Source organism: Streptomyces sp. NPDC048637, assembly GCF_040650675.1.
GTDB lineage: Bacteria > Actinomycetota > Actinomycetes > Streptomycetales > Streptomycetaceae > Streptomyces.
Genome location: NZ_JBEZHQ010000011.1, coordinates 197,133 through 222,539, shown reverse-complemented (window position 1 = coordinate 222,539; position 25,407 = coordinate 197,133). Strand labels below are relative to the sequence as shown.

General features: G+C 73.0%; 23 protein-coding genes and 1 pseudogene. 7 read left to right on the top strand and 17 right to left on the bottom strand.

The window, feature by feature from the left end:
• Positions 1-220 precede the first annotated feature (220 nt).
• The 4 genes from AB0C46_RS17490 to AB0C46_RS17475 are packed head-to-tail and all read right to left on the bottom strand — an operon-like array spanning position 221 to position 3,685.
• Positions 221-907: a TetR/AcrR family transcriptional regulator gene (locus AB0C46_RS17490; protein WP_362828654.1), complete on the bottom strand. Its 687-nt coding sequence runs from the start codon at positions 905-907 to the stop codon at positions 221-223.
• Between the two features lie 47 nt (positions 908-954).
• Positions 955-2,079, bottom strand: coding sequence for a PDR/VanB family oxidoreductase (locus AB0C46_RS17485; protein ID WP_362828653.1), 1,125 nt, complete (start codon positions 2,077-2,079; stop codon positions 955-957).
• A 1-nt stretch (position 2,080) separates the two neighbouring features.
• A complete protein-coding gene (locus AB0C46_RS17480) occupies positions 2,081-2,995 on the bottom strand; it encodes a metal-dependent hydrolase (RefSeq protein WP_362828652.1) in 915 nt (304 codons plus the stop codon).
• 54 nt (positions 2,996-3,049) lie between these two features.
• Positions 3,050-3,685, bottom strand: a complete 636-nt coding sequence (locus tag AB0C46_RS17475) for a TetR/AcrR family transcriptional regulator (RefSeq protein ID WP_362828651.1) — start codon at positions 3,683-3,685, stop codon at positions 3,050-3,052.
• Positions 3,686-3,777: 92 nt separating this feature from the next.
• Between AB0C46_RS17475 and AB0C46_RS17470 the strand changes: the two genes are divergently transcribed.
• Positions 3,778-4,176, top strand: coding sequence for a DUF4345 domain-containing protein (locus AB0C46_RS17470; protein ID WP_362828650.1), 399 nt, complete (start codon positions 3,778-3,780; stop codon positions 4,174-4,176).
• A 67-nt stretch (positions 4,177-4,243) separates the two neighbouring features.
• Here the strand turns inward: AB0C46_RS17470 and AB0C46_RS17465 are convergent, their stop codons facing one another.
• Complete coding sequence (locus AB0C46_RS17465) at positions 4,244-6,454, bottom strand: tetratricopeptide repeat protein (protein ID WP_362828649.1); 2,211 nt, start codon at positions 6,452-6,454, stop codon at positions 4,244-4,246.
• 424 nt (positions 6,455-6,878) lie between these two features.
• On the opposite strand from AB0C46_RS17465, the gene AB0C46_RS17460 reads away from it, so the two are divergent.
• Both AB0C46_RS17460 and AB0C46_RS17455 read left to right on the top strand, forming a co-directional pair.
• Positions 6,879-7,148 carry a hypothetical protein gene (locus AB0C46_RS17460; RefSeq protein WP_362828648.1) on the top strand — a complete coding sequence of 90 codons (270 nt, stop codon included), beginning with the start codon at positions 6,879-6,881 and terminating at the stop codon, positions 7,146-7,148.
• Positions 7,141-7,752, top strand: coding sequence for a DUF6879 family protein (locus AB0C46_RS17455; protein WP_362828647.1), 612 nt, complete (start codon positions 7,141-7,143; stop codon positions 7,750-7,752). Before AB0C46_RS17460 ends, AB0C46_RS17455 begins: the two co-directional genes overlap by 8 nt.
• A gap of 104 nt (positions 7,753-7,856) precedes the next feature.
• Here AB0C46_RS17455 and AB0C46_RS17450 read toward each other — a convergent pair whose 3' ends face one another.
• The 4 genes and pseudogenes from AB0C46_RS17450 to AB0C46_RS17435 form a co-directional block, all read right to left on the bottom strand.
• Entirely contained in the window at positions 7,857-9,836 is a 1,980-nt protein-coding gene (locus tag AB0C46_RS17450; RefSeq protein ID WP_362828646.1) for a hypothetical protein, read from the bottom strand.
• 97 nt (positions 9,837-9,933) lie between these two features.
• Positions 9,934-10,164 carry a DUF397 domain-containing protein gene (locus tag AB0C46_RS17445; RefSeq protein WP_030083635.1) on the bottom strand — a complete coding sequence of 77 codons (231 nt, stop codon included), beginning with the start codon at positions 10,162-10,164 and terminating at the stop codon, positions 9,934-9,936.
• A gap of 50 nt (positions 10,165-10,214) precedes the next feature.
• Positions 10,215-13,367, bottom strand: coding sequence for an alpha-N-acetylglucosaminidase TIM-barrel domain-containing protein (locus AB0C46_RS17440; protein WP_362828645.1), 3,153 nt, complete (start codon positions 13,365-13,367; stop codon positions 10,215-10,217).
• 60 nt (positions 13,368-13,427) lie between these two features.
• Positions 13,428-13,626, bottom strand: a pseudogene (locus tag AB0C46_RS17435) (helix-turn-helix transcriptional regulator); the annotation flags it as partial.
• A gap of 543 nt (positions 13,627-14,169) precedes the next feature.
• On the opposite strand from AB0C46_RS17435, the gene AB0C46_RS17430 reads away from it, so the two are divergent.
• The 3 genes from AB0C46_RS17430 to AB0C46_RS17420 are packed head-to-tail and all read left to right on the top strand — an operon-like array spanning position 14,170 to position 16,548.
• The gene (locus tag AB0C46_RS17430; protein WP_362828644.1) at positions 14,170-14,958 is read left to right on the top strand and encodes a GNAT family N-acyltransferase; all 789 of its coding nucleotides are present in this window, start codon (positions 14,170-14,172) and stop codon (positions 14,956-14,958) included.
• Positions 14,955-15,842, top strand: coding sequence for a lysophospholipid acyltransferase family protein (locus AB0C46_RS17425; protein ID WP_362828643.1), 888 nt, complete (start codon positions 14,955-14,957; stop codon positions 15,840-15,842). The genes AB0C46_RS17430 and AB0C46_RS17425 overlap by 4 nt, the downstream gene beginning before the upstream one ends.
• A complete protein-coding gene (locus AB0C46_RS17420; RefSeq protein ID WP_362828642.1) occupies positions 15,835-16,548 on the top strand; it encodes a VTT domain-containing protein in 714 nt (237 codons plus the stop codon). The genes AB0C46_RS17425 and AB0C46_RS17420 overlap by 8 nt, the downstream gene beginning before the upstream one ends.
• Before the next feature lie 9 nt (positions 16,549-16,557).
• Here the strand turns inward: AB0C46_RS17420 and AB0C46_RS17415 are convergent, their stop codons facing one another.
• The 8 genes from AB0C46_RS17415 to AB0C46_RS17380 form a co-directional block, all read right to left on the bottom strand.
• Positions 16,558-17,187: a winged helix-turn-helix domain-containing protein gene (locus AB0C46_RS17415; protein ID WP_362828641.1), complete on the bottom strand. Its 630-nt coding sequence runs from the start codon at positions 17,185-17,187 to the stop codon at positions 16,558-16,560.
• A 405-nt stretch (positions 17,188-17,592) separates the two neighbouring features.
• Complete coding sequence (locus tag AB0C46_RS17410) at positions 17,593-18,324, bottom strand: rhomboid-like protein (protein WP_362828640.1); 732 nt, start codon at positions 18,322-18,324, stop codon at positions 17,593-17,595.
• A gap of 1 nt (position 18,325) precedes the next feature.
• Positions 18,326-18,598, bottom strand: a complete 273-nt coding sequence (locus tag AB0C46_RS17405; protein ID WP_362828639.1) for a hypothetical protein — start codon at positions 18,596-18,598, stop codon at positions 18,326-18,328.
• A 135-nt stretch (positions 18,599-18,733) separates the two neighbouring features.
• Positions 18,734-19,756: a glutamine synthetase gene (glnII, locus tag AB0C46_RS17400; protein WP_362828638.1), complete on the bottom strand. Its 1,023-nt coding sequence runs from the start codon at positions 19,754-19,756 to the stop codon at positions 18,734-18,736.
• 204 nt (positions 19,757-19,960) lie between these two features.
• Entirely contained in the window at positions 19,961-21,094 is a 1,134-nt protein-coding gene (locus AB0C46_RS17395; RefSeq protein ID WP_362828637.1) for a hypothetical protein, read from the bottom strand.
• Positions 21,091-22,563 carry a hypothetical protein gene (locus AB0C46_RS17390; protein ID WP_362828663.1) on the bottom strand — a complete coding sequence of 491 codons (1,473 nt, stop codon included), beginning with the start codon at positions 22,561-22,563 and terminating at the stop codon, positions 21,091-21,093. The genes AB0C46_RS17395 and AB0C46_RS17390 overlap by 4 nt, the downstream gene beginning before the upstream one ends.
• Before the next feature lie 172 nt (positions 22,564-22,735).
• Complete coding sequence (locus AB0C46_RS17385; RefSeq protein ID WP_362828636.1) at positions 22,736-23,500, bottom strand: class I SAM-dependent methyltransferase; 765 nt, start codon at positions 23,498-23,500, stop codon at positions 22,736-22,738.
• Positions 23,497-23,856 (bottom strand): hypothetical protein, encoded by a 360-nt coding sequence (locus AB0C46_RS17380; protein WP_362828635.1) that lies wholly within the window; start codon positions 23,854-23,856, stop codon positions 23,497-23,499. The genes AB0C46_RS17385 and AB0C46_RS17380 overlap by 4 nt, the downstream gene beginning before the upstream one ends.
• Before the next feature lie 590 nt (positions 23,857-24,446).
• Between AB0C46_RS17380 and AB0C46_RS17375 the strand changes: the two genes are divergently transcribed.
• Positions 24,447-25,355 (top strand): Gfo/Idh/MocA family oxidoreductase, encoded by a 909-nt coding sequence (locus tag AB0C46_RS17375; RefSeq protein WP_362828634.1) that lies wholly within the window; start codon positions 24,447-24,449, stop codon positions 25,353-25,355.
• Positions 25,356-25,407: the final 52 nt, after the last annotated feature.

Below are 25,407 nucleotides of genomic sequence, written 5' to 3'. Positions count from 1 at the left end.
GCCGGAGGGGCCTGGTGTGTGGACGTAAAGCGAAGCAGTCCACACACCAGGCCCCGGAGGCCCGTCACCGCACCCACAGCCCCGCGCAGCGGACCGGCCCGCCGCCAGGCGCAACGGCGAGAAGCCCCCACGGCGGGAAAGCCAAAAAGGTTGGGCCGAGGCAAAGCGCAGCGGAACGGCGAGCAGCCCCCACGGCGGGAAAGCCAAAAACGTGGGAAGCCTAAGAAATTTTCGCTAGACGGCCCACAAGATCCGCGAACATCCCATCTGCGGGTTCGTTGGCCAGTATTTGGCGGACCACGTCCGCCATCCGCTCGTCGTAGGCGGCGCTCACCGCCGCCAGCGCCGCGAAGTCGTGGACCAGCTGCCGTTCCAGCTCGGCGCGTGGGACGCGTCGTCCGTCCAGCCACAGCAGTGCGGTGGTCTCGGCCAGCGAGACCCAGGAGCGGACGACCAACTCCAGCCGCGGGGCGGGGTCGGGGATGCCGAGATGGGCCAGGATCTGCTCGTAGGCGGCCTGCCGGACCCTGTCGATCATCGCGCCGGTGTGGGTCGAGCCGATGGCCGGGCCGCCGCGCATCAGCGCCGAGAAGCCGGGGCCGTGTTCCGCCACGAAGTCGAAGAACCGCTCCATGACCCGCAACAGGCGGGCGCCGAGCGGGCCTTCGTGCGGTTCCACGAACCGGGCGGTGAGCTCCTCGGCGGCCCGTCGCAGCGCGGCCTCGTACAGCTGCTGCTTGCCCGGGAAGTAGTGGTAGATGAGCGGCCGGGAAATACCGGCCGCCTCGGCGACCTCGTCGATCGACACATCCTCCGGGGAACGGTGGCTGAAGAGGTCGAGTGCGACGGCGATCAGTTGCTCACGCCGCTCCTCGACACCCATCCTGCGGCGCGTCCCGGTCGTCATACGGTCACCCTAACGACCTGGGACGCGGCACGGAATCGCCGGTGGAATCACAGATCGAGCACAAGGCGCCCACCACGGGCCCGGGAGACACAGATCAGCAGCGAGTCCGTGCGCTCGGCGTCCGTCAGCAGGTCATCGCGGTGGTCCACCTCGCCGGACAGCACCCGCTGTTGGCAGGTGCCGCAGAACCCGCGCTCGCAGGAGTAGGGCAGATCGGGCAGCGCCTGGTCGCGGATCGCCCGCAGCACACTGGTGTCCGCGGGCACCGCGACCGTACGGCCGGTGCGGCGCAGCTCGACCTCGAACGGCGCGTTCCCGCCCGCCGGGGCGGGGGTGGCCGCCTTGAACCGCTCGGTGGTGAACCGCTCGGTGGTGAACCGCTCGGTGTGCAGGGTCAGCCCCTCGGTGACGGCCGGCAGCAGTGCCGCGACCGCGTCCCTCAGCGGCTCGGGACCACAGCAGTAGACGGCCGCCTGTGGTGGCGCACCGGCGAGCACCGCCGCCAGATCGGGCCGTCCGTCCTCGTCCTCGGCGACCACCGTCAGCCGGTCGCCGCCGACGTCCGCCAGTTCCCCGAGTTCCGCGAGGAACGGCATCGAGGCCCGTGACCGCCCGCAGTACAGCAGCTGCCACGGCCGGCCCGCCCGCTCGGCCTGCCGCACCATCGGCAGGAGGGGGGTGATGCCGATACCGCCCGCGAGGAAGACATAGGCGGGGCTGTCCCGGAGCGGGAAGCGGTTGCGGGGGCCGCGGACCTCGACGACCGTCCCCTCGTGCAGCCGCTCGTGCACCTCGCGCGAGCCGCCCCGGCCGTCCTCGATCAGCCGGGCGGCGATGGTGTAGGAATCGGGGCTCGCGGGCTCCCCGCACAGTGAGTACTGGCGTACGGCTCCCGAGGGCAGCACCAGATCGAGGTGTGCTCCCGGTTCCCAGTCCGGGAGCTCCTCGCCGGCGAGGCGCAGCCGGACCACGCCCTCGGCCTCCTCCGTACGCTCCACCACCGTCAACTGCCGGGTCTCCGCCGCCTTGCGGCCCTGCCCGGAGACCGGGTGCTCCAGGGCGGGCAGCGGCCACAGGGGGGACGCCTGGATGCGTCGGCGCAGTGCCCGGCGGGTGGCCAGTGCCGCTGCGGCGACCACCACGACGGTGCGTACGCGGGGTGTCCGGGGCATCTCAGGCGCCTCCGGTGGTACGGGCCTCGGCCGCGGTCGCGGCGGGGGAGCCGGCGAGATAGGCCAGGGCCTGTTCGGTGCTGCCGTGCCGGGAGGGGTGGTAGGTGCGGCTGAGGTACTGCGGGATGGAGCGGGCCATGGCCCCGGTCGTCGGCAGCACGCCCCGCCGTCCGGCGCGGACGAACTCCGGGAAGCTTGCCTTTCCATCGGCCAACGACGGGTCGTGCGCCAGGAAGAAGCGGGTGCCGCGCTGCCACAGGAACACCAGCGCGGTGAACGCCGTGGCCCAGGTGCGGACCCGCCGCCGGTAGCCGCCGTCCAGATGGACGAAGAGATCGAAGGCCACCGAGCGGTGCTCGACCTCCTCCGCGCCGTGCCAGCGCAGCAGATCCAGCATCGTCGGATCGGCGCCCTTCGCGTCCAGCGCCCGGGCGTTGAGCACCCAGTCGCCGAGGAACGCGGTGTAATGCTCGATGGCGGCGATCAGCGCGACCCGCTCCAGCAGCCACCACCGCCGGGCCCGGCCCGGCGGCAGGGTGCGGTCGCCGAGCAGCTTCTCGAAGAGCCAGTCGACCTGTGCGGTGTACGGAGCCGGGTCCAGCCCCTGCTCCTTGAGGTGCGGCAACACCGCATCGTGCGCCTGCGAGTGCATCGCCTCCTGGCCGATGAACCCGATCACGTCCTCCCGCAGGCGGGGGTCGCGGATGTCCGGCAGCACCTGCTTGTAGACGTGCACGAACCAGCGCTCGCCGGCCGGCAGCAGCAGATGCAGGACGTTGATGGTGTGGGTGCTGAACGGGTCGCCCGGTATCCAGTGCAGCGGGGTGTCCGCCCAGTCGAAGGCGACGTTGCGGGCCTTCAGCGGGGTGTGCTCGGACGCGGCCGGCTGGGGCCGCAACGAGGCCGTATTAGACATGGCGTCAATGTACTGGCGGGTAAGGAATGCCGGTACCCCTCGGGCGGGGAAACCTCAGGGGGCGGGCCGGGAGTCCGTGGGGCGCTCCTCGTCACCGGCGAGCACCCGGTCGAGATCCCTCACCGGTCGCAGTGCCCCCAGCAGCGCGCCGACACACATCTCCCGCAACTCGGTGCGGCTGAACCTCTGATGCGTCAGCCAGTCCACGCAGAGCGTGCGGACGAACACCAGCCAGCTCATCAGCACCGCCGGCACCAGCTCCCCGGGGCCGTCGCCGAGCCCGGTGGAGTCGAGCAGCCGTCGTCGCAGCTCGGCCAGTTCGCCGGTGATGACGGTCTGGATCACCGGGTCGCCGGCGAGCACGCGGTTCGCCGCGAGCACCGTGTTCCGGTTCGCGGCGAAGTAGTCGATGTGCGCGTCGAGTCCGGCGCGCAGCTGCTCGTGCACGGGACGGGCCGGATCGAGTTCCGTGTGGGTCAGCAGGCGGTCCGCGGCCTGTTGGTAGACCGCGGCGAACAGGTCGCGCTTGTTCGGGAAGTAGCGGTACAGCAGGGCCCGGGAGATGCCGGCCCGTTCGGCGACCTCCTCCATGAACACCTCGTCGTACGGCTTCGCGGCGAAGAGCTGTGCTCCGGTGTCGAGCAGCTGGCTGCGGCGCTCGGCGGGGGCGAGTCTGCGGCGTGTGGTCATGGTCGCCAGGTTACTTGACACCTGTCTACTAGCGGCCGTACGTTCCCGTTAGTAGACAGGCATCTACTAGCGGGGAGCGGGGTGGCCGGACCGTGGCCGGACTTCTCAAGTGGCTGGCGCTGGCGATGGGGGCCGCCTGTGTGGCGATCGGCGCGTTCCACTTCGTGCTCGGCATCGACTCGGTGCCGGGGGAGGGCTCGGCGGGTGCCACGGTCGACAGCCGGGAGCGGTACTACGGGGCGGTCTTCCTCGGCTACGGCCTCGCCTGGATCTGGGCGGCACGGCAGTCGCCGATCCCGGCCACGGCGGTGCGGTGGCTCGCCGGCACCTTCCTGCTCGGCGGCATCGGCCGGCTGCTGTCGATGGCCGTCCACGGACCGCCGCAGTGGTTCCAGACCGCCCTGACGATCCTCGAACTCGCCCTGCCGCCACTGTACTTCTGGCTGGCCGCCGCCGATGAACGGGCGGCGGCCCGGCCCGCGCCACCCTGATCCGAACGACCCGCCCCGCCTCCGCCGGACAGCCGTACCGGAGCGCCCCGGCTCGGCCGGACACCTCCTACCGGAGCGCCTCGGCCTGCAACTCCTCCAGCAGGTTCCGGCTGGCGACGGTGAACGGGTGGTCGGCGCCCAGGCCGCGTGCGCGCCGGGCGACGACGTCCGTCATCGTCTCGACGCCGTTACCCGGACTCCCGAGCGCCGACTGCGTCCGCGCGAGCAATTGCCGGGCCGCGAGGGTCAGCGGGTAGTCCGGACCGAAGCGCCGTAGGTATGCGTCGACGACCCAGCGGACCTCCGCGTCGGCGGCGGCAAAGTCCCTCAGGACGTACAGCGCCCTGGCGTGGTTGTGACGAGCCCCGAGCGTGATCGTGTGGTCGGGGCCCAGATGCCGGGCGCAGTCCTGCGGGAGCGAAAGCGGAGCATCGGGGTCGTCTTCGGCGGTGAGTTCCTCGGCGTTCAGCAGCACCAGCAGCCCGGAACGGGACCGTAGCGTCAGCGGATGCCAGGGCCCCAGCGCCGCCCGGCGGTGTGCCACGGTGGAACGGGCCAGCGCGAGCGCTTCCTCGCGGCGGCCGAGATTTCCGAGCACGAGCTGAAGGCCGTGACAGGTGTCAAGGGTGTCCGGATCGCCGGGCCCGAAGCGCCGCTCCTGTGCGGCGCGTACGCGGAGCAAAAGCTCCTCGGCCTCGGTGTACCGCCCCAGCCGGAACAGTGCCCGGCCCGCGCGCGACCACGCCGCGAGGACGAGGCGGTGTTCGGCGCCCAGCCCGCGTTCCCCCGTCTCGGCGGCTGACCGGGCGATCTCCCAGGTGGACGGATAGTCGCCGGTGCGATGGCGGGCCACCGCCAGCCGGATCGCGGTCGCCAGCGCCTCCTCGTTCTCCGGTGAGCCGTTCACTCGTCGTAGCAATGCCAGCGCGTGCGGAGCTAGCAGTCGCAGCTGCGGATCGTCCGGCCCCGCGTCCGGGACGGCGGGCACGGCCGCGTCGAGCAACCGGACCGCGGTGCGGTCGAGGGTGGGGAGAGCGGTGGCGGGTGTTCCCGCGGCGACGCTGTCGAGGAGTACGCCGTGCGTGTGCATACAACGCTCCCCGGCATCCACCAGTTCGGTCAGCGAGTGGTCGAGGAGCGCGCGCAACGCGGACTCGGAACGGCCGTGCGGCAGCACGTCGTTGATCTCCGGCCGGTTGAGCACGGACAGCGGCAGGGGTTCGGGGGCGAAGCGGGCCAGGAGGCGCAGCAGCGCCACGGCCTCGGGCAGTCCGCGGGCCTCGAACGCGTCGAGGGTCAACTGCCAGGTTCTGCCGACCAGATGCCGGGCGTCTTTGTCCGCCAAGATGTCCGCTCCTTGATCGATGAGGCCGAGGTCCAGCAGGCCCGGCCGGGTGTCCCGAGCCCCGGTCCCGACTTCCCGGCCGGTGTCGTTCGCGTCGTGGTCCGTGGCTTCGAGATGACGGCCGTAGGCATCCATGGTCCATGGGTCGATCACCTGATGTGCGAGGAATCCGCCGGCGAGGGTGAGCGCCAGCGGTAGTTGTCCCAGCCGGTCCGCGACCTGGGCCGCCTGCTCCATCGTGCCGCGGTGCGGGGCGAGGTCACACAGTACTCGGGCGGCGTCCGCACGCGGCAGTACGCCGATGTGCTGCAGCCGGGCGCCAGGCCACCAGTGCGCCCCGGCCCGGCGGGTGGTGACGAGGACGGTGCCGCGTGTGCTCGACCGCAGCCAGCTCCCGTCCCTCAGGATCGCGGGATCGTCGGCGTTGTCCAGCACCAGCAGCCAGGGCTCGGCCGACCGGTCCAGCGACTCCCAGACCATGTCGGCCGCCGGCCGCAACCCGTTGCGCGCGGCGAGCAGCTCACCCCCGCAGGCGCCGCGGTCGGCCGCCACCGCGAGCATTCCCGCACGCAGACTTGCCTGGTCCGAGGCGTTCACCCACAGGCCAACGGTTCCGCCGCCGACGGTTGCGTCGTGGAAGAGCGCGTACGCCACGGCCGTTTTGCCGCATCCGCCCATGCCGTGCAGCACATGGATCCGTTTGCGCCGGCCGGACTCGATACTCTCGCGCAGACGCGTCATCACCTCCGCGCGGTCGCGCAGCACCACGGGTGCCCGTCCCACCGCCGGGCGGCGCACCGAGTCCGGTCCTGCCGTGCCGGGGTAGCCGCCGCACCGTTGACCATGGTGATGGTGCTCCGTGATGTGCTGGTCGCCGGTCGCCTGATAGATGCGGCCCGCGCCCTCGGCATGAGCGTCCAGCGCGCCGGTCACCGTTCGGTGCTGCGCTGGTCTTGTCGGGTTGGGCGGGCCGGTGCCCGTCCCGGAGCCGATGCGTGCCGGACACCGGCCGTCTGTGAGGTGACGGAAGTTGGCAGTGCGGTCTGCGCGAGTGATGCGGTTCCTGTATCCACGACTCCTCCGGAAAGTCCGTCCGGCGATAATCCGGTCAGTCCCTGTACCGCCGAAATAATCGGCTGACTTACTACTGGCGCCGTCAGTGCTATGTCGATTACTGGTCAGGCATCAAGCACCTGCTTGTGCGGATGTGGCAAGAAAGCGCTCCTGGTTCGGGCGAAAATTGCCAGAGGCATGTGCCATTCGGGTCTCATGCGGGCAACTCCACTCGTGCCGTTGGCTGTTCGCACTATAGTCGCTCGTGCACTCGCGATGCCGTGACCGAAGAAGGAGGATCGCCATGGCCAGGCCCTGGGAAGCGGATCCGACCGCCGGATTCAAGAGGAGGCTCGGGGAATCGCCGCAGGCCTTAGGGGTCACGACCGACGGCCCCGACTGCCCGGATATCTGGGAGTTGGACAACGGTGATGTCGCGGTCATCGGCCGCGACCTCACGGAGCCGCTGGGCGGCTGCCTGCCGAGTGGGGTGTCGATCGGGCCGGACGAACGGCTCGTGGTGATTCCCAGAAAGATGATCGTCGCAGCGAAGGCGGATATCCCAGGTGTTTGACTCGTTCCCGGACGGAGTTCCCGAAAGGCTCGACCGCCCGAAGTATCACGAAGAGTTCTACCGGGCCTTCGAGAGTGGGATTGAATATTTCAGAAAGATCGAACGCGGACAGCATTTCCAGGAGCCGGGATTTGCCAGCTATGACGCGTTCGCGGCCGGCGACTGGAACCGCGCGCTGACGCTGGTCGAGGAAAAGCGGGAGGCCTATGGTCAGCAGTTCCGGAAGGCGGCCGAGCTCGGCGTCGAACAACGCCGTGTAAGGGTCGTGGAATTCCCGGTCACCCCCTATGTGCAATGGGAAATGCACGTCCTCCGGCTCCGGGTCGAACTGGGCGAATCCATCAGGGTTCTCGACGCCCGCCGCATCGAGGAGATCGAGAAGGCGAACCCCGTCCCCGAGGTGGTCATCCTCGGCGAATCCGTGATGTACGGAGTCTGCTACGACGCCGACGGCAAAGCGGCCGGCGCCAACCGCTTCTCCGATCCCGCGCTCATCGCGGAAACCATCTCCGGCTTCGACGCGCTCTACGAGCGCGCCGAGTCGTTTCACGCCTTCTTCGACCGCGAGATCAAGCCCCTCCCGGCTCCCCGCGTGGACGGCTGAAGCAGACCGGAGGCGAGGAGCGACGGCCGGCGTGCGCCATGCCGTGCCGCCGCCCTCGCCCACTTCCGCAGGGCCCGGGAAACCGGAACCGACCCGCATCCGCCTCAGCCCAGCGCCTCGATCCGCCGGCCGTTCGCCAGCCGGCCCGTCAGCTCTGCGCGGTCGCCCGCCTTCGCCGGGACCGCCAGCAGTCGTCCGGTCACCTGGCCACGGGCCCCGCCGGTCGCCGTGACCGAGGTGACCTGGCTGCTGCCCGCCGCGAGCAGCCACCACCGTTTGTCGGTGGCCTTCCACAGCACCCCGGCCAGCACCCGCGGCGCCCGCGGCCCGCAGGCAGTGCCGCCCTCGGCGCGCGCTGCGACCGCGCCCGCTGTGTACGGCTGCCCGCTCGGTGCCGGCGTCTGGATCTGCGCCATCGTCCGGCTGCCCGGTCCGCGCCAGGTCTCGGCGCGGGTGCACAGCCAGGCCGCGCTGCCCGCGCCCCCGGGCAGCGGCTGCCGGGCGAACTCCCAGGAGTTGACCGTACGGACCCCCTGGCCGCGCACCACGGCCAGCTGGCAGGCCGTACGCGCCCACGCCGTCCGGGCCTTCGGGGCGGTCACCTCGCCCGGCTTGCGCGGGCTGCCGTACGTCAGCCGTGCCGGGACCAGTTCCCCGAGGTCGGTCAGCAGCCGGCCGCCCATCCGCAGCGCCGGCCAGGTCGTGCACTGCGCGGTGGGCTGCGCCGTGGGCACCGGATCGGTCACCCCGCCCGCCCCCACCGCCACCGGCTGCTCCACCGCCTCCGGCTTGACCAGATCGACCAGCCGCGCCGACTTCACCCAAGGGGCGGTCAGATAGCGCACATTGCCCTGCGTACGGCTCACCACCAGCGCACTCGCCGAAGCCGCCACCGCGCCGTCCGTACGCGCGAAGTCCAGCGCCGCGCCCGTGCCGTCGCTCTGCCCCTCGCCGTCCGCCGCCTCCGCGTAGCGCACCACCCGCAGCCCGTCGTGGAGGAGCACCACCACGGCGTGGTTCACCACCCCCGCGAACAGCAGTTGGGCCGGACCGGCCGCCGGTCCGGCCGGGGTGCCGGGGGTCGCCGAGACCTGCACCCCGGCCCCGGGCCTGGCCCACACGGCCAGCGCCCGCCGCAGCAGCGCCCGGTCATGGACCCGGTCGCCGCGGGCGGGCCAGGCCGAGAAGTCCTGCCGGGCGGCGCCTCTCCAGGCGGACGCGGAGGTCACCGCCAGCTTGCCCGGGTCCAGGGCCGCTTCGGCCGAGGCGTTCTGCGCGTAGGGCGGGGCGGCGGCGCCGTCCGGGCCCCAGCCCTCGCCCGGCAGCCCCAGCAGCGCCCCGCACACCAGCACGGCCACGCCCGCCGCCAGCACCGCCCGGCCGTGCTGCCGCCGCCGGATCAGATCCGTCGGCCTGGCCTGCAGCGCACAGGGGTCGAACTCCGCCGACTCCAGCAGCGACCGGTCCCGGCTGCCGGCCGGTGTCGCGGCCCGCTCCGCCTCGTCCAGTGCCTCACGGGGGTCGTCCACCCCGGCCGCCTCCAGGACCCGCCGGGTCTCCGGTGCGCTCAGCCGCTCCAGATCGCGCAGCACGAACGCCGCCCGGCCCGGCCCGGACAGCGCCGACAGCGCCTGGTCCAGCGCCAGTTCGTCGGCGCCACCGGAGCGCGGGAAGAGCCGCAGGCCCCACACCTGGGGGAGCAGCGGCGGCAGCGGCAGCCACCGGCGTACCCGCCCGCCGGCCAGGGCGGCCCGCAGGACCCGCAGCCGGACGAAGGCATAGCCGGGGTCGATCGCCGCGTCCGCGCCGGTGCGCTGGGCGGGCAGACCGAGCCCGCAGGTGGAAGTGCGCTGTCGCGGCAGGATCCGCTGCACCACTCCATGGGCGGCCAGCACCCGGCGGCTGCGGCCCTGGCCGGGCGGCAGTACGAGGTAGGCCAGCCGGACCAGCCGGGGGTAGTGCTCCACCAGCGCCGCCTCGGCCTGCTCGACGTCGATGACGTCACCGAAGTCCTCAAGGCTGCCGGGGGAGGTGCGCTCCGGACGCCGGGGTGTCGCCTGCTGCTGTTTCTGCTGCTGCTTCACGTTCGGTGAAACGAGTGAATCCTGTGATGGTCACCGGCCCTCCCGGCACCCCGAGGGGGCCGGGAGGGCCGGTGACGGGCTGCCGGGACCGGCGGCTTCAGCGCTGCAGGTCGAACTCGCCGTCCCGTGCGCCGAGGACGAAGGCCCGCCACTCCGCCTCGGTGTAGCGCAGCACCACATCGGGGTCCGTGGAGTTGCGCATGGCCACCGCGCCCCGCTCCAGGAAGGCGATCTCCACGGCCTCCTCGGCGTCGCCGGGGGCGCGCTGCCAGGTGGCGTCGGAGATGTCGAGGGCGTAGAGCCACTCCTTCTCAGCTGCGGCACTCATACCGTGATCCCCTCGCTCGTGGTCCGTTCCCGGGTCAGCGTACGCGGCGCTCAGGCGAGCTTCCAGCGGCGGAAAGCGGCCGTCCCGCCGTCCCCGGTGGCCGAGTTGGCGGCGGACTGGTGCAGCCCGGTGTCCTGCCGGGCGGCGGCGCCGGGGACGGTGACGGTGGCGATTTCGCGCCAGGTCGCGCCGTCGTCGGTGGAGCAGGATCCGGTGTAGATACCGGAGGTGCCGCTGTCCTTGCCGCGGGTCAGGCGGAGCAGTACGGGCGCGGTGATGCCGGTGAGCCGCCGGTAGGTGTCCAGGGTGCCGTCGCCGCCGGCGTCGTAGGACAGCACCACGCCGTTGGCGGGCGTCACGGACAGGTTGAGGAAGCCGAGGGCGTCCGCCGGGCCGGGGGCGGCGGTGAGGCGGTTGCGGACGATGAGGCCGGCGCGGGCCCAGGGTCCGGTCGGGTCCTGGGCGGTCACTTCGACGGTGACCGAGCCGCCGGCGGTGAGGGCGCCCGGCCGGTAGACCGCGCCGAACTCGGCGGTGGCCTTCCACAGGTCCGCGCCCGCGCCATGGAGGGCGAAACGGTCGTCCAACTGGCCGAAAACCGCCGCATTGGTGGTGACCGTCCGCAGCGCCGGGTCCAGCGGCCCCGCCACGAACAGGGTGCCGTGCCGCGTCGTACGGACCCGCGGTGCGCCCTGCGGGCCGTAGTCGACGGTGAGGTCGTAGGGGAGGGGGTGCAGCGGGGCCTTGAGGGGGCCGGCCGGGGCGGTGACCCGCCAGCGGGCCCGGCCGGTGCCGCCGGGCGGGAGCGACGGCAGCGACACCGGACCCGGGGCGGTGGCGTCGACACCGGTCAGGGCGAAGTCCACCCGGCCGGTCGCCCGCAGCCCGTTGACATTGCGCAGCGCCGCGGTGACCGTGGCGCGGCCGCCCGGCGGCAGCGCGGCCGGGTCCGCGGTGACCGTGACGGTGCCCTGGTAGGGAGCCTTGGCGAGGGTGTCGTGGACCCGCCGCGCGGTGCGGTACGCGTCGGCCGTCGGGCGCAGCGGATGGCTGGTGCGGGCGCGGGTCCAGGGCTCTTCCATGGCGTACCAGTCGAAGGTCTTCGGCGGCCGGTCCGCCGCCAGGGCGTCCGCGAGCTCGTCCAGGTACGCCTGCCACTGCGGGAGATGGACCTCGCCGATCAGGCCGTGCCAGTCGCGGTTGGCGTAGTTGGCGAGCGAGCCGCCGTCGGCAGTGGCCCGGTCCGCCCAGGTGGTGATCAGTGCGCGGGCGCTGTGCTCCAGCCGCGCCGCCTCCTCGGCGCCCGTCGCCATGGCCCGGGCGTCCGCCAGCCACGGCCCCAGCAGGAAGTGCCGGTGGGCGCCGGTGACCTCCTCGCTGAGCCGCATCAGCCGCAGCCACAGCCCGGACAGCGCACGGAAGGTGTCCCGGTCCTTGTGCCGGTAGGCGTCCTGGAGCTGCCCGATCAGCTGCCAGGACCGGTTGGCCAGCGCCTGCCGGGCGGCGTCCGTCAGATCGTGGCGGTAGGCGTCGCTGCCGCGCAGCGCGGGGCGGACCGCGAGCAGCGCGGCGAACGCGGTGTCGAAGGCCGCCGGGTCGAAGGCGGGGGTGTGGGTGGCGTAGACGGTGCCGGAGCGGGCGGCCAGGTCCGGGCGGGCGGCGAACACCGAGTCGTGCGGGCGGCCGTCCTTGCTGGAGATCTCGTACGCGCTGGTGCGCAGCGCGGCGAACGCGGCGCGGGCGTGGTCGTCGCGGGCGCCGTAGCGGAGGTCGGCATAGCCGTCGAACCATGCGGTGCGGTCCACCGGGCGCTCCCGCCAGGCCAGTTCACCGAACAGCTCGAACGCCGCCGGGTCGCGTTCGGCGGCCTCCGGCATGTACGCGGTCCCGACGAGCCTGCTGCCCGGCCTGTCGCGCCAGGCCGTGAAGCGCTCGGCCCAGATGTGGGTCTTGGCGCCGAGGGTGGTGCGGCCGCCGAAGTTGGGGATGGAGCCGAAGGCGTACGGCACCCCGCCCCAGTCCCGTTCCCGGTCGGTGACCGTGTCCAGGTCGCTGAGGCCGTCCACGATCAGCATCCGGTCGTGGTCGACGGCGTCCAGCAGATCGCGCCGCGGGTTCCCCTGCCAGCCCAGGATCACCCAGGTCGCCCCGGGGCGGGCGGTGCGCAGCGCCGTCTCCACCGCGCGGGCGGCGGCCGGCACCGGTACGTCACCGGGGTCGCCGCCCTCGTGCAGCAGATCCATCTTGAAGTGGTCGGCGGGGCCGAGGAGTTGCTCCTGGTGTCGGTAGAAGGCGGCGGCCACGGCGGTGAAGACGCCGGTGCGCGGATCGAGCCAGTCGGGGCGCTTGAGGCCCGACCAGGTGCCCTGCGGGACGGTCCTGGCCCCGGGGTTGCGGGCGGCGAAACCGTCCGGGACGGTACCGAAGTAGCCGGGGAGGACGGGATGCATGCCCAGCTCGCGCAGCCGGGTGGTGATCCTGCGTCCCAACTCGGCGCGTTTGGCGATCAGTTCAGGGCTGCTGGGGCCGCCGTAGCCGCTCATGTTCTGCAGCAGCCACCACGGCTGGTGCGAGGGCGCCGGGAGCCAGCCGCGGGCCTCGGCGTCGGAGTAGCCGAAGCCGGTCAGCAGCCGGTGGTAGACGGCCTCGGTGCCCGGGGTGACCAGCACCTCGTTCACCCCGCGCAGCGCCAGCGCATCGATCAGCCGCTCCCAGCGCGGCCAGTCCGCGTACGGGGCGGTGTAGCCGTCGTGGGTGTCGTTGAGGGCGAAGCGGTGCGGCAGCGAGGTGGCCCGCTCGACGGGGGCGGCCGGGGCGGGCAGCCGGCCGGGCAGCTCCACCTGGTCGCCGGCCCATGACAGATGGGCCCGGCAGGTGTACTTGAGGTACCAGTTGACGCCGGTCAGCAGCACCGCGGGAGTGGTCCCGGAGACCGTGATCCGGCCCGGCCGGCCCGCCACCCGGAAGCGGTCGCCGTCGCCGTCCGGGGCGAGCGGCACCAGGTCGAACTGGTCGGCGTGCCGGGGCAGCAGCCGGGTCAGCGCCGCCCGTGCCGGTGCGGTGTCGTACGCGGGTGCCCGCTCCTGGCGCCGGGCGGACGGTGCCCCGGCGGAGGCGGCAGCGGGCGCGGCCCCGCCGAACGCCGCCCCGGCGCCGATCGCTCCGGCGGTTCCCAACAGTGCGCGTCGTGACGGTCGGCTCACGTGTGCCCCCAGTGCTCGGTGCTCACAACAGTCCCGTGCGCAGGGCACGCTAACGGTCGGTCAGCCGCGGTCCAAGTAGGCCGGCACCGCCGGCACCCGCCGGTTGTCGTCGTCCGACGGCGGCAGCTGGAGCTTGGCGAAGATGTCGGAGGCGTGCTTGGCGACCGCCCGCTCCGTGATGACCAGCCGGCTCGCGATCGCCGTGTTGGAGCGGCCCTGCGCCCACCGGCTCCATCACCTCGACCTCGCGCGGGGTCAGCCGCGCCACATCCGGCCGCTGCTCCTCCTTGAGCGCCCGTGCCGGCTCGGGGCCGCTCTCCACCGCCGCGACGCCTCGAAGTCGTACGGCGGGGAACGGGCGGTACGCCGCGGGAATCCGCACCCCGGCCAGGTCGTGGCCCCACACCCGGCGCAGGTGCGCGTACCGCCGGGCCCAGGGCAGCACGACCGGGGTGGTGAGGATGCCCACCCCGGCGACGATCGGCCCCAGCGACACCACGGTCAGCACGAACAGCGTGACCGAGCCCAGCTCCACGGCCGGCGCGAGACCGAGCCCCCGGGCCGCGGCGACCAGTGTTCTGCGGACCCTCATCCGTTCGCTCCCTGCGCTTCACGCGCCCGGCCGTCGGACCCGGGAACAGTCTGCTGCGTAGAGAAGGGCCAGGTCATGGGGCTACGTCCCCGGCAGGGGTGCACCCGGCACCACCGTGGAGCGCACCGCTCGCCCGTTGCCCCACTGGCCCCCGCTGTCTCCACCGCCCGTCGACTCGCACAGCCTCCCCACTCCCCATGGAGGGCTCTCATGAGCATGGCATCGACCGCGTCCGCCGTCCCCCGCACCGCTCCCACCCCCACACCGGCAGCCGCCCCCGCCGACCCCGGCTACACCGCGGAGATCGCCGACACCCGCGCGCAGATCCGCGCCGCACAACGCCTGCGCCACCAGGTCTTCGCCGAGGAGATGGGCGCGACCCTGCACTCCCCGCTGGCCGGCCATGACATCGACGCCGTCGACGACCTCGCCGACCACCTCATCGTCACCCACACCGCCACCGGCGACGTGGTCGGCACCTACCGGCTGCTGCCGCCCGGCCGCAGCCCGCGGCTCTACTCCGACGGCGAGTTCGACCTCGGCGCCCTGGCGGAGCTGCGCCCCTCCCTCATCGAGGCCGGCCGCTCCTGTGTGCACCCCGACCACCGCAGCGGCGCGGTCATGACCCAGATGTGGGCCGCCCTCGCCCGCTACACCCTGCTCTCCGGCCACCGTTACCTCGCCGGCTGCGCCTCCGTCCCGCTCGCCGACGGCGGCACCGCCGCCACCCACGCCTGGGAACTGGGCCGGACCCGCTACGCCGCCCCGCCCGAGCTCCAGGTCACCCCGCACCACCCCTGGCACGCCACGCTCCCCGTCCCCGAGCGCCCCAGCCTCGCCCAGCTGCCGCCGCTGCTCCGCGGCTATCTGCGCATCGGCGCCGTCATCTGCGGCGCGCCCGCCCATGACCCCGAGTTCGAGGTCGCCGACTTCTTCGTCGTCCTGGACATGGAACAGCTCAGCGACCGCTACCGGCGCTACTTCCTGGGGGAGCGGTGAACGGCCCCTTCGACGTCCGGTCCGACTGCACCCCGGACTGCGCCGCCCACGCCCTGCCGCGGGTACCGGCGACCCGTATCGCCCGGCGCGGCGCCGCGTTCGCCCGCAGCGTGCGGCGGGCGCTGACGGACGGCGAGCGGATGGCCGAGCCGGGACGGCTGCGGACCCACGCCCGCGCGCTGCTCGACGCGCTCGGCATCCACGTCGAGGGCGCGTCCTCGCTCGCCGCCGGGGACGGCCCCGGCACCCTCGTCGTCGTCAACCACATCTCCTGGCTCGACATCCTCGCCCTGCTCGCCGTCGAACCGGTCACCCTGCTCGCCAAGCGCGAGGTCGGCGGCTGGCCGGTCGTCGGCGGCCTGGCCCGCAGAGCCGGTACGCACTTCATCGACCGCACCCACCCCCGCCGGCTGCCGCACACCGTGCGGGAGGTGTCCGAACTGCTCGGCGCCGGCCGGTCGGTGGCGGTCTTCCCGCAGGCCACCACCTGGTGCACCGCGGAGGCGGGCACCTTCCGCCGGGCCACCTTCCAGGCCGCCATCGACGCGGGGGCACCGGTCCGCCCGGTGACCCTCGGCTACACCCAGCAGGGCCTGCCCAGTACGGTCGCCGCGTTCTGCGGGGAGGACACCTTCGCGGGCTCGCTGCGCCGGGTGCTCGCCGCCCGTGCCCTGACCGTACGGGTCACGGCCCATCCGGCGCTGACGGCGTGGGACGGGGGCCTGGACCGGCGGGAGTTGGCGGCGCTGGCGGGCCGGGCGGCGCTGGGCGGCCGCCCGGTGACGGCGGCGACGGGCAGCGGTACGGTGCGGCCGGCCGCCGCAGGCCGGTCCGCCGTGCCGGTGCCGCACGTCCCGCCGCGGGACACCCCGGCCCATGTTTGAGCAGCTGGACCAGCTCACCGCGCCACTCCAGGGCATGCTGGGCTCGCCCTGGTTGTGGCTGATCGTCCTGCTGGTGTCCGGCCTCGATGCGCTGCTGCCGTTCATGCCGAGCGAGACCACGGTCGTCCTGCTCGCCGTGCTCATCGGTCCCGACCTGTCGCTGCTCGCCCTGCTGGCGGGCGTCGCGGCGGCCGGGGCGCTGGCCGGTGACTGTCTCGGCTACGCCGTGGGGCGGTACGCGGGCCCGCGCGCGAGCGCCCGGCTGCTGCGCGGTGAGCGCGGCCGGGCCCGGCAGACCAGGGCCCGTGCCAGGGTCGAACGGCACGCCGCCCTGCTCATCATCGCCGGCCGTTTCCTGCCCGGTGGCCGGGTGGTCGCCACCCTGTCCACGGGGAGTGTCCGTTTCCCGCTGCGCCGCTTCGTGCTGCTGGACGCGGTGGGTGCGGGCCTCTGGGCGCTGGGCAGCGTGGCGCTCGGCGGGCTGGGCGGTACGGCGCTCACCGACTCCCCGGCCAAGGGGATGCTGCTGGTCTCCGGCATCGGGCTGGTGGCGGCGTGCTGTGTGGGCTGTCTGCACCGGCGGGGCGGCCCGGAGGACCGGGGGACGCCGCGGCGGTGCGGTCCCCGTCCGGGAGCGGTGCCCGGCCGGGCGGGGGAGCGGCTCCCCGCCCGGCCGGGCCTCCGGCAGCGGCAGGAGGGTGTCTGACCCCCGGCCTCAGATGCTCGGCACGTACTTGTAGCCGACCCGCCGCACCGTCACGATCGACGACCGGTGCGCGGCGCCCAACTTGCGGCGCAGCCGGGCGACATGGACGTCGACGGTGCGGCCGTCGCCGACGTGCCCGTAGCCCCACACCGTGGTCACCAGCTGGTCGCGGGTGTGCACCCGGTGCGGATGCGCGACCAGATGGGCCAGCAGCTCGAATTCGAGGTACGTCAGGTCCAGCGGCCGGCCCTGGACCTGCGCGATGCGCTGTTCGGGGTCGATCCGCACGATCGCGTCGCCGGCCGGCGCGGACGCCTCGGGTCCGGCGGCCGGCTGCGGAGCGGTGGCGGCGGCCTGCTCGGCCGGTACGAGGACGAGATAGCCGACCATCGGCGGCCGGCCGGGCAGCGCGGGCAGACTGTGCTGGGGCGCCGGAAGCCAGGTCGCGCCGGAGTCCAGCAGCTCGGCGACCGAAAGGGCACCCTGCTGCGCAGGGCCGCCGGCCGGGACGGTGGCGGGCGACGGGCGGGCCTCGTCGGGGGTCACGGCGCGCAGCCGGTGGCGGGGGGAGTGCGGTGCGGGGGCGGCAGGGAGGGGAGCGGTCGCGGAACCGGCGGTCAGGGTACGGAGGTTCGTCATCAGGAGTCAGCTCTTTCGCGCAGAGGGGCGTCGGGGACGTCATGCGCGCGGGCAGGGCCAAAGGGCGCCGGTCAACGGCGGCGGTGAGGCGTGTGCGGGCCCGCGCTCAGTGCGCGCGGCAACACAGACGGTCGAAGGCGTGCGCCTGCCGGGAGGGCCAGAAAGGCTCCAGGTCGCTGCGACCCGTCGCGGTGTCGGTAAGGCTGGCCATGGCCCTATTGAACCAGACGGTCGGTGATCTGTCCCTCGTGCGGAGCGTCCTGTGACGCGAATCCGCCGTGCCGGACCCGTACCGGCGCCGTGACCGGCGGCGATCCGGGCCCGACTCGGCCTTTCCGCAACGGAGTTGGCGACCGCGCAGCGGGCAGCTCCATGGCCGGAATCCGATGCGCGGCGCCCTGCCCGCTATGCCTGCTTCGTTCCCCTTCCCCTTCCCCTTCCCGCTCCCGCTCCCGTTCCGCTCCTGCCCGTCCCGCTGCGCATCCCCGCCCCCGTCGCCACCCCGAGCACCAGGGCCGCCAAATGCCCGGCGTCGGTGAACGTCCGCCCGCGGCGCAGTACGGGAACGGTCGCCAGGGCCAGCAGACCGGCCGTCGCCGCCGTCCGGATGCCGCGGTGCGGGACGGTCGCGGCGAGGGCGCCCACTGTGGCGTTGAAGCCGTAGCTGGCCCCGACGTCGACGGCCTGTGCGGTCGCGTCCGGCGGGGCGACCGCCACCGGTCCGTGGGCGGGACGGCCGTGCCCCCGCGCCCGCAGGCCCGCGTAGACCAGCAGGCTGGCCCCGATATGGCCGGCAGCGAACACCCCTGCCGCGCGCCGGGTGCCCCATCGCACCTCGGCCGCACCGAGGGCGGCGAGCAGCGCGGCACCGTACGGCACCGGCAGCGGATGTTCGACGAACGCCGCGCTGGTGACCAGCGTCCGCCACCGGCCGGCCCGCAGATTGGCGACGTTGGTGGAGTGCGCGCGCAGCAGCTCCGCGCGCCGCCGGCCGGGCAGCCGCGCGGTGGCGTACGCACCGAGCTGGACGGCGCCGACATACAGCGGCGCGGCCCAGGGCACGGCGGCGCGCCGGACGCCCGGTGCGGCCCGCCGCAGCAGACCACCGGGCAGGATGCGCGCTACGGTCTTCGGCATCTCAGTCCCCCGCCGGCAGTCGCTTGCGCCAGTCCAGCGGGGTGACGTCGATGACCCGGTCCGGACTGCCGTCCCGGTACTCCACCTGGAACGGTCCGTCGTCGTCCCGCCAGGTCTGTACATAGGCATGGGCCTCTTCCGGGCAGCGCTCGACGACCACGAAAGGGTCGTCGTCGGGGCCGGTCCGGCGCAGCAGCCCGGCGAGTTCGGCGGCGGCCGGGCGGGACCGGACCGGGCCGGTCTCGGTCTCGGTCTTGACGGTGATCGCAAGCATGTCCTCAGACTGCCAGCCGCCACTGACAAACGGCCGGGAGCCGGCGCGTCCGCCGCCGATCACCGCGCCCGGCACGCGGCGGGGCCGGACCTCCCGGCCCGGCCCCGTCACCCGCTGTGCCGCTCCTCCGGAGCGTCAGACCTGCTCGCGCCGCGCCAGCTCGGTGCAGCAGGTGTCCACCATCAGCCGGGTGACCACGTACGGGTCGACGTTGGCGTTCGGCCGCCGGTCCTCGATGTAGCCCTTCTTCTCGACCTCGACCTGCCAGGGGATACGCACCGAGGCGCCACGGTCCGAGGCACCGTAGGAGTACGCGTCCCACGGGGCGGTCTCGTGCGCACCCGTCAGACGCTCCTCGATGCCGGTGCCGTACTGGCGGACGTGCTCCAGCGGCTTGTCGTCCAGGCCCAGCGCCTCGCAGGCGGTGATGATCGCGTCGTAGCCCTCGCGCATCGCGCGGGTGGAGAAGTTGGTGTGCGCACCCGCGCCGTTCCAGTCGCCCTTGGCCGGCTTGGCCTCCAGCGACGCCGTGACACCGAAGTCCTCCGCCACGCGGTGCAGCAGCCAGCGCGCCACCCACATGTGGTCCGAGACCTCCAGCGCGGGCAGCGCGCCCACCTGGAACTCCCACTGGCCGGGCATGACCTCGGCGTTGATGCCGGACAGGCCGAGGCCCGCCGCCAGGCACAGGTCGAGGTGCTTCTCGACGATCTCCCGGCCGAAGATCGCGTCGGCGCCCACACCGCAGTAGTAGTCGGCCTGGGGAGCCGGGTAGCCGCCGCCCTCGGGGAAGCCGAGCGGCCGGTCGCCCTTGAGGAAGGTGTACTCCTGCTCGATGCCGAAGATGGCTTCCTGGGCCGCGAACTTCTCCGCGACCGGACGCAGCAGCGCACGGGTGTTGGAGGGGTGCGGGGTGAGGTCGGTGTGCAGCACCTCGCACAGCACCAGCAGGTGGTCGCCGCCGCGGATCGGGTCCGGGCAGCTGAACACCGGCTCCAGCACGAGGTCCGAGGCGTGTCCTTCGGCCTGGTTGGTGCTGGAACCGTCGAAGCCCCACCGCGGCAGCTTGCTGCCGTCGCTCAGAATCCTGGTCTTGGAGCGGAGCTTGGCGGTCGGCTGGGTGCCGTCGATCCAGATGTACTCGGCCTTGATGGTCACGGGGTCCTCTTCACGGTCGGTGCGGGTACGGTGCGGGCGTACTCACGCACTCTCGCAACGCGCCATTTCTCGTCCGTTGCCCGTTTGTGAACCGCAGGTTACCTAGCCGGACATCCAGGCGTTTCTAAGGTTTTCTTCGCCATGAACCTGCGATTACTCGCCTTGGTGGGGCTGTCTTCTCGCTATTTCGATGTGACGGAGACCTCAGGCGCGCCGCTTCAGCAGCCCCTCGAACCCCAGATGCGTGATCCGGCGGGCAAGCTCCCCGCCGGTGATCCCCATCGCCTCCGCGGTGCGGCCCAGGTGCCACTCGTGCGCCGCGAGCCGGTGCAGCACATGGCCGCGCCGGACCTGTTTGTCGGAGAGCCGGAACGTCTTGAGATAGGCGACCCGGCCCTTCCCGTCCGTGATCATCTCGCCGATGTGCTGGGTGCGGTGCAGCGCGAACGGCGGCAGGAACCGCGACAGCCGGAACCGGCCCATCCGGTACACCTCCCGCACGTCATAGGTCTCGTCGAGCAGCTCGCCCGCCATCAGGCCGGCGTGCTGTGCCGCCCACTCCTGCTGCCGTCGCTCGGCGGCGGACCGCAGCTGGGCGAGCGAGGTGACGTACTCCGCGGCGATCCGGGTCGTGAACTCCGGCACCGGCCCGCCGTAGAGGGCGTACTGGTACATCAGCTCCCCGTACAGGTCCTGCAGCAGAGAGGCGTGCAGAGCCCGGTAGTCGTCCGGATGCGGCACCACGAAGGCGGCGGCGAGGGCGTCGGCGACGTACAGCAGCACCCCGCACTGTCCCGGATGGATCTCGAAGACCCGCAGCGCGTCGTCGAGACCGGGCACCGCCTCGCCCCGGTACGCCCGCTCCGCACGCGGGGTGAGCCCCTGGTACACCGCCCGGCGGGTCCACTCCTCCCACACGATCGGCGGACCGCCGAAATGCAGCGCCAGATAGCCGTCGAGCGCCAGATGGAGCGGCAGAAAACGCAGCTCGCCCGCGGAGCCGCCGGACGGGCGGCCCTTGCCCCGCCGCCGCTGGGCGAGCTTGCGCGGAAAATGCAGCGGCGTACACACCACCGGGCCGCGGCCCTCGGTCAGCTGCGAGCCGTAGGCGGCGGCGGGCGACCCGTCCCCCGTCCAGTCCGCCACGAAGCCATGCGGAAGGTAGGAGGTGTAGGACGTGCGGCGGTCGGCCTGCACCGTTCCCGGCCCGTCCGCGTAGAGCTCGCGGTGCAGCCGCAGATCGGTCACCGGCTCCGCGCGCACCAGCGGGACCAGCCGGACCGCACCCCACACCTGCGCCGGGCGGGCGGCGAGCCCGCTCAGATCCAGCCTGCTCATACCGTCACTCCCGCCCCGTCCGTCTCCTCCGCCAGGAACTGCCGCACCCGGTCGTCCAGGTGGGCCCGCAGGTCGGTCAGGCCCGTACGGCCCTCCGCGAACCGCGCGAGCTGCACCAGCGCCGGCAGGTCCTCCGCATTGCGCACCCCGGCCGTCGGCACCGCGGCGGCCAGCCGCCGGACGGCGAAGTCCGCCGCGTCGTAGACCGGGTTGAGATGCACGACGGAGGTCCGGCCCTCCGGGTCGAGGCGGGTCCGCCAGATCCGCAGCACCTCGCCGGCCAGGCCCGGCGGGGCGTTGTCCCACCCGTCGGACACGATCACCAGCCGCTCCGGTGCGTCCTCCAGCGCCTCCAGCAGCCGCATCCCCAGAGGAGTCGGCCCGTAGGGGTATGCGAGCAGCGCGTCCTGCCGCCCCGACGTCCACCGCGGCAGATAGCACTCCGCCAGCGCCTCCAGCAGAAAGTGGCAGGCCAGCGCGGTCGCCAGCGGGCGGCGCCGCTTCTGCCGCGAGCCGGTCGTGGAGAAGCTGTCGTCCAGGACGGCGGCCACCCGGCCCCAGGTCCCGGCCTGCGCCCCCGCCGTACGCCGCGCCGCGGCCCGCAGCGCACCGGTCAGCTCGCCGCGCCGCGCGGCCCGGTCGTCGAGCGACAGCCCGAGGACGTACGAGGCGAGCCGGGTCAGCGGCATGGCGCCGAGCTCGGCGGATACCTCGGCGCGGTGCGCACGGGCCGACTCCTGCACCCGCAGCCGCTCCAGCCGGGTCATCCGCGGTGCGATGCGCTCCAGGAAGGCGCGGCGGCCGATGCCGTGCGCCGCGGCGAACCCCTCGGCGACGGTGAACGGCAGCTCGTACAGGGCGCCTTGCTCGTAGTGGGCCCGCCGCCAGGCGTCCAGCAGTGGGGTGGCGAACTGCTTGCGGCGGCCGGGCGCGAAGAGGAAGTCGCCCAGCTCACCGTCGCCGTCCCGCCGCTCGCCGTCGCCGTGCCGCCGCTCGCCGCCGCGCCCGCCGTCCAGCGGCAGATGCGCATGCCGCGCCGCGCACTTGAGGCCGGCGCGGTACTTCACCGCATCCAGCGCCGGGTCCGGGCGCGCGGCGAGCCAGTCCCGCATGATCGCGCGGGTGCGCCGGTTGTTGACCTTGGCGGCGCGCAGCGCACGGAACAGCCGGTAGACGCGCGGTGCCGGCAGCCGCGCCAGCCGGGCCGCGATCAGCCGCCCCTCGGCGCGCCGCTCCTGCGCCGTCGCCTCGCCCGCCGTCTCCAGCAGTCGGCGCACGATCAGCGCCGCATTGTGGTCGTTGATGTCCAGCGCCAGCGAAGCGGCATACAGGGGGCGGTAGTTGATGCGTACGTACGCATGCAGAAAGTCCAGTGACAACTGCTGCTCGTCCGCGCCGGAGTGGAATTCCCGCTGTCCGGTGGACGTGATCGCGGCATTCACGAACAGCAGCACGTCCTCGGCCGCCATCAGATCCGCGGAGCTCTCCACGCGGCCCTCCCCCCCCATGGTCGGATGCCGGCCGGGGAATGGGGGCACGAGCAGCGAATCGTTGCTTTGCAGAGCAGGTCCGGAAGTCGCACCGGAGTCCCGCGGCCGGCCGGTGGAACGTAACACCGGCCGGGCGGGCGGGGCACGTGGATTAAGCGTGCGACGGGCGCAGAAGGTAGAACAGGCTGGGGCCGAAGGCGAGGGGAGCGAGCGGGGCCTGCATGGCCCGTTCGAGGGCGAGCAGGAACCCCTGCGAGAACGCACGCTTGAGGGCGGGGTGCCGGAGATTGGACACCGAAAGCGTGCGCTCGACGCTGAGCCCGGCCTCGCTGAATTGCCGGACCACGGATGCCGGATGATGATTCACGAAGGGGATACTGCCCTCCGCACGCTTTTCGGCCGAGCGGATGTCGATCGGGCTGCGGGGAACGCTGCGTCCGTGCGCGAGATAGCGCATGCGGTTGACGGCGTGCGCGAGATTGGCAACTTCGATGATTGCCATGCCTTTGGGGTGCAGGACCCGGGATATCTCCGCCAGGGTCGGTCCGGGATCGGGGAGATGGTGCATGACCCGGACCATGGTCACGATAGCCATCGAGCCATCGGGCAGTCCGAACGCGGCCGGGCGCATCAGCTGAAGGCGGATGCGGGGGTGGTCGCCCACGAATTCCTTCGCCGCTTCCAGCTGCTTCTTGCTGGTGTCGAGCAGAGTGACCTCGTCGGCGTAGGTCTGCAACACCAGGCTCAGCCTGCCGAATCCGCCGCCGATGTCGGCCGCCCTGCGGCAGTGCGTGCGGCCCAGCAGACGCCGCACCGCGACCGTTTCGGCGGCATGTTCGTAGTCGCGGCCGTCCCAGTAGCGGACGTAGTCCTCGTCCGTGGCGTCGTACTGGTCCGCCCTTGTGCGCTCGTTCATGCTGTGCGTTCCTGTTCCGGTTGTCGCGGTCGTTGCCCGGGCGCCGGGTGTGCCGCGTGCCGCCATGCTGCGTGCACACATCTGCGCGCGGCCTCCGCGCTGACCTGTGCGGGGTCGAACACGACCCACCCAGGCTGCACGCGGGGTCGCAACACGCCGCGGTACGGGCCTGTTCGGGGCAGCGCCAGCGAAAGCCAGTCGGCGAGGGGCAGCCGGACCGCGGCGCGGTTACCCACCCCGTTGAGCGTCATAAAGGTTCTGCGGCGGACATGGAAGCGACTGCAGCCCCAGTCCGGCACTTGGGCGACACCGGGCAGGGTGAGCGCAAGGGTCCGCAGGTTCTCCTCAGCGATCATCACCGCCTCCTTCGCGCCCCCGGCCCACGGGAGACCGGTTTCCCCGCCCCTCCGCAGTACCCGTTGTTGCGGAATTCCCGAACCCCGGTGGGGGATTCCCCGTGCATCCTTCGATCATCACCACACCTCTTCACCGGCGCGCCGTTACTCTCCACTCGGATCACTGCCGCTGCAGTCGGCGGGACGCCGCACTGCTGGCCCCAGGCGTGGTGATCGTGCCGCCCGTGGAGTAAAAAGCCGGTACCTGCCGAGCTGGTAGAAAGTGAACTGCCCCTGGTCGTCTCCCGGGGTGTACGAGTTGCCTCCCAGACTGCTTGAATGCCCGCCGGTGGACATCCGTCAATTGACGTAGCAATTCGAGGGTGTAATGCCTCTGCCGAAGTTCTCCGTCAGCCGCCGGAGGTATGCGCCGGCAGGCACGCTGATACCCGGGCCGTTTGCGTTCGACGGGGAAAGGGGCGCCGGCGGAACTCACGGAGTGGCCCTGGTGACCTGAGCCGGAGATGCGTCATGGAGGACCCACCGGGCAGGCCCACGGCACGGGCGGCGAAATCGGCGCCCCGCCCCGCACCCCGCGGGACACTGACCCCATGACGACCCTGCGCATCGGACTCCTCGGCACCGGCCCCTGGGCGCGGCGCGTCCACGCCCCCGCCCTCGCCGCGCACCCCGGCGTCGAGCTCACCGGCATCTGGGGGCGGCGGCCTGAGGCCGCCGCGGCGCTGGCCCAGGTCCACGGCACCCGCCCGTATGACGGCCCCGACGAGCTGTTCGAGGCCTGCGACGCCGTCGCGATCGCCCTGCCGCCGTCCGTCCAGGCCCCGCTGGCGGTCCGCGCCGCCGAGGCCGGCCGCCACCTCCTCCTGGACAAGCCGGTCGCCACCTCCGTGCCCGAGGCCCGCGCCGTCACCGAGGCCGCCGACCGTGCGGGGGTCGCCTCGGTGGTGTTCTTCACCGCGCGCTTCGGGGAGCAGGAAGGGGAGTGGATCGCCGCCCAGGCCGCGGCCGGCGGCTGGTTCACCGCGCACGCCGACTGGCTCGGCTCGGTCTTCGCCGACGACAGCGCCGGTCCGTACGCCGATTCGCCCTGGCGCCGCGTGAAGGGCGGCCTGTGGGACGTGGGCCCGCATGCGCTGTCGGTGCTGCTGCCGGTCCTCGGGGACGCGGAAGCGGTCACCGCCACCCGCGGTCCGGCCGACACGGTGCTGCTCACGATGCGTCACAGCAGCGGGGCGGCGAGCACGGCGACGGTCGGTCTGACCGCCCCGGCCGCGGCCGCCGGCGTCGAGGTCACCCTCCGCGGCACCGCCGGCATCACCACCCTGCCCCGCCGCCTGGACGGTCCCGAACCCGCCTACCACCGCGCCGTCGACGCCCTGCTCGCCGCCGCCGGGACCGGGCTGCCGAACGCCTGCGATGTCCACTTCGGCCTCCGGGTCACCGAAATCCTGGCGGCGGCGGAGGAGACGCTGAGCCCACTTATGCCTCCGGGGGCATGACCACATGGCGAAATTGGTCGTGGAGGGCATGAGTAACGGTCCGTAGCGTCAT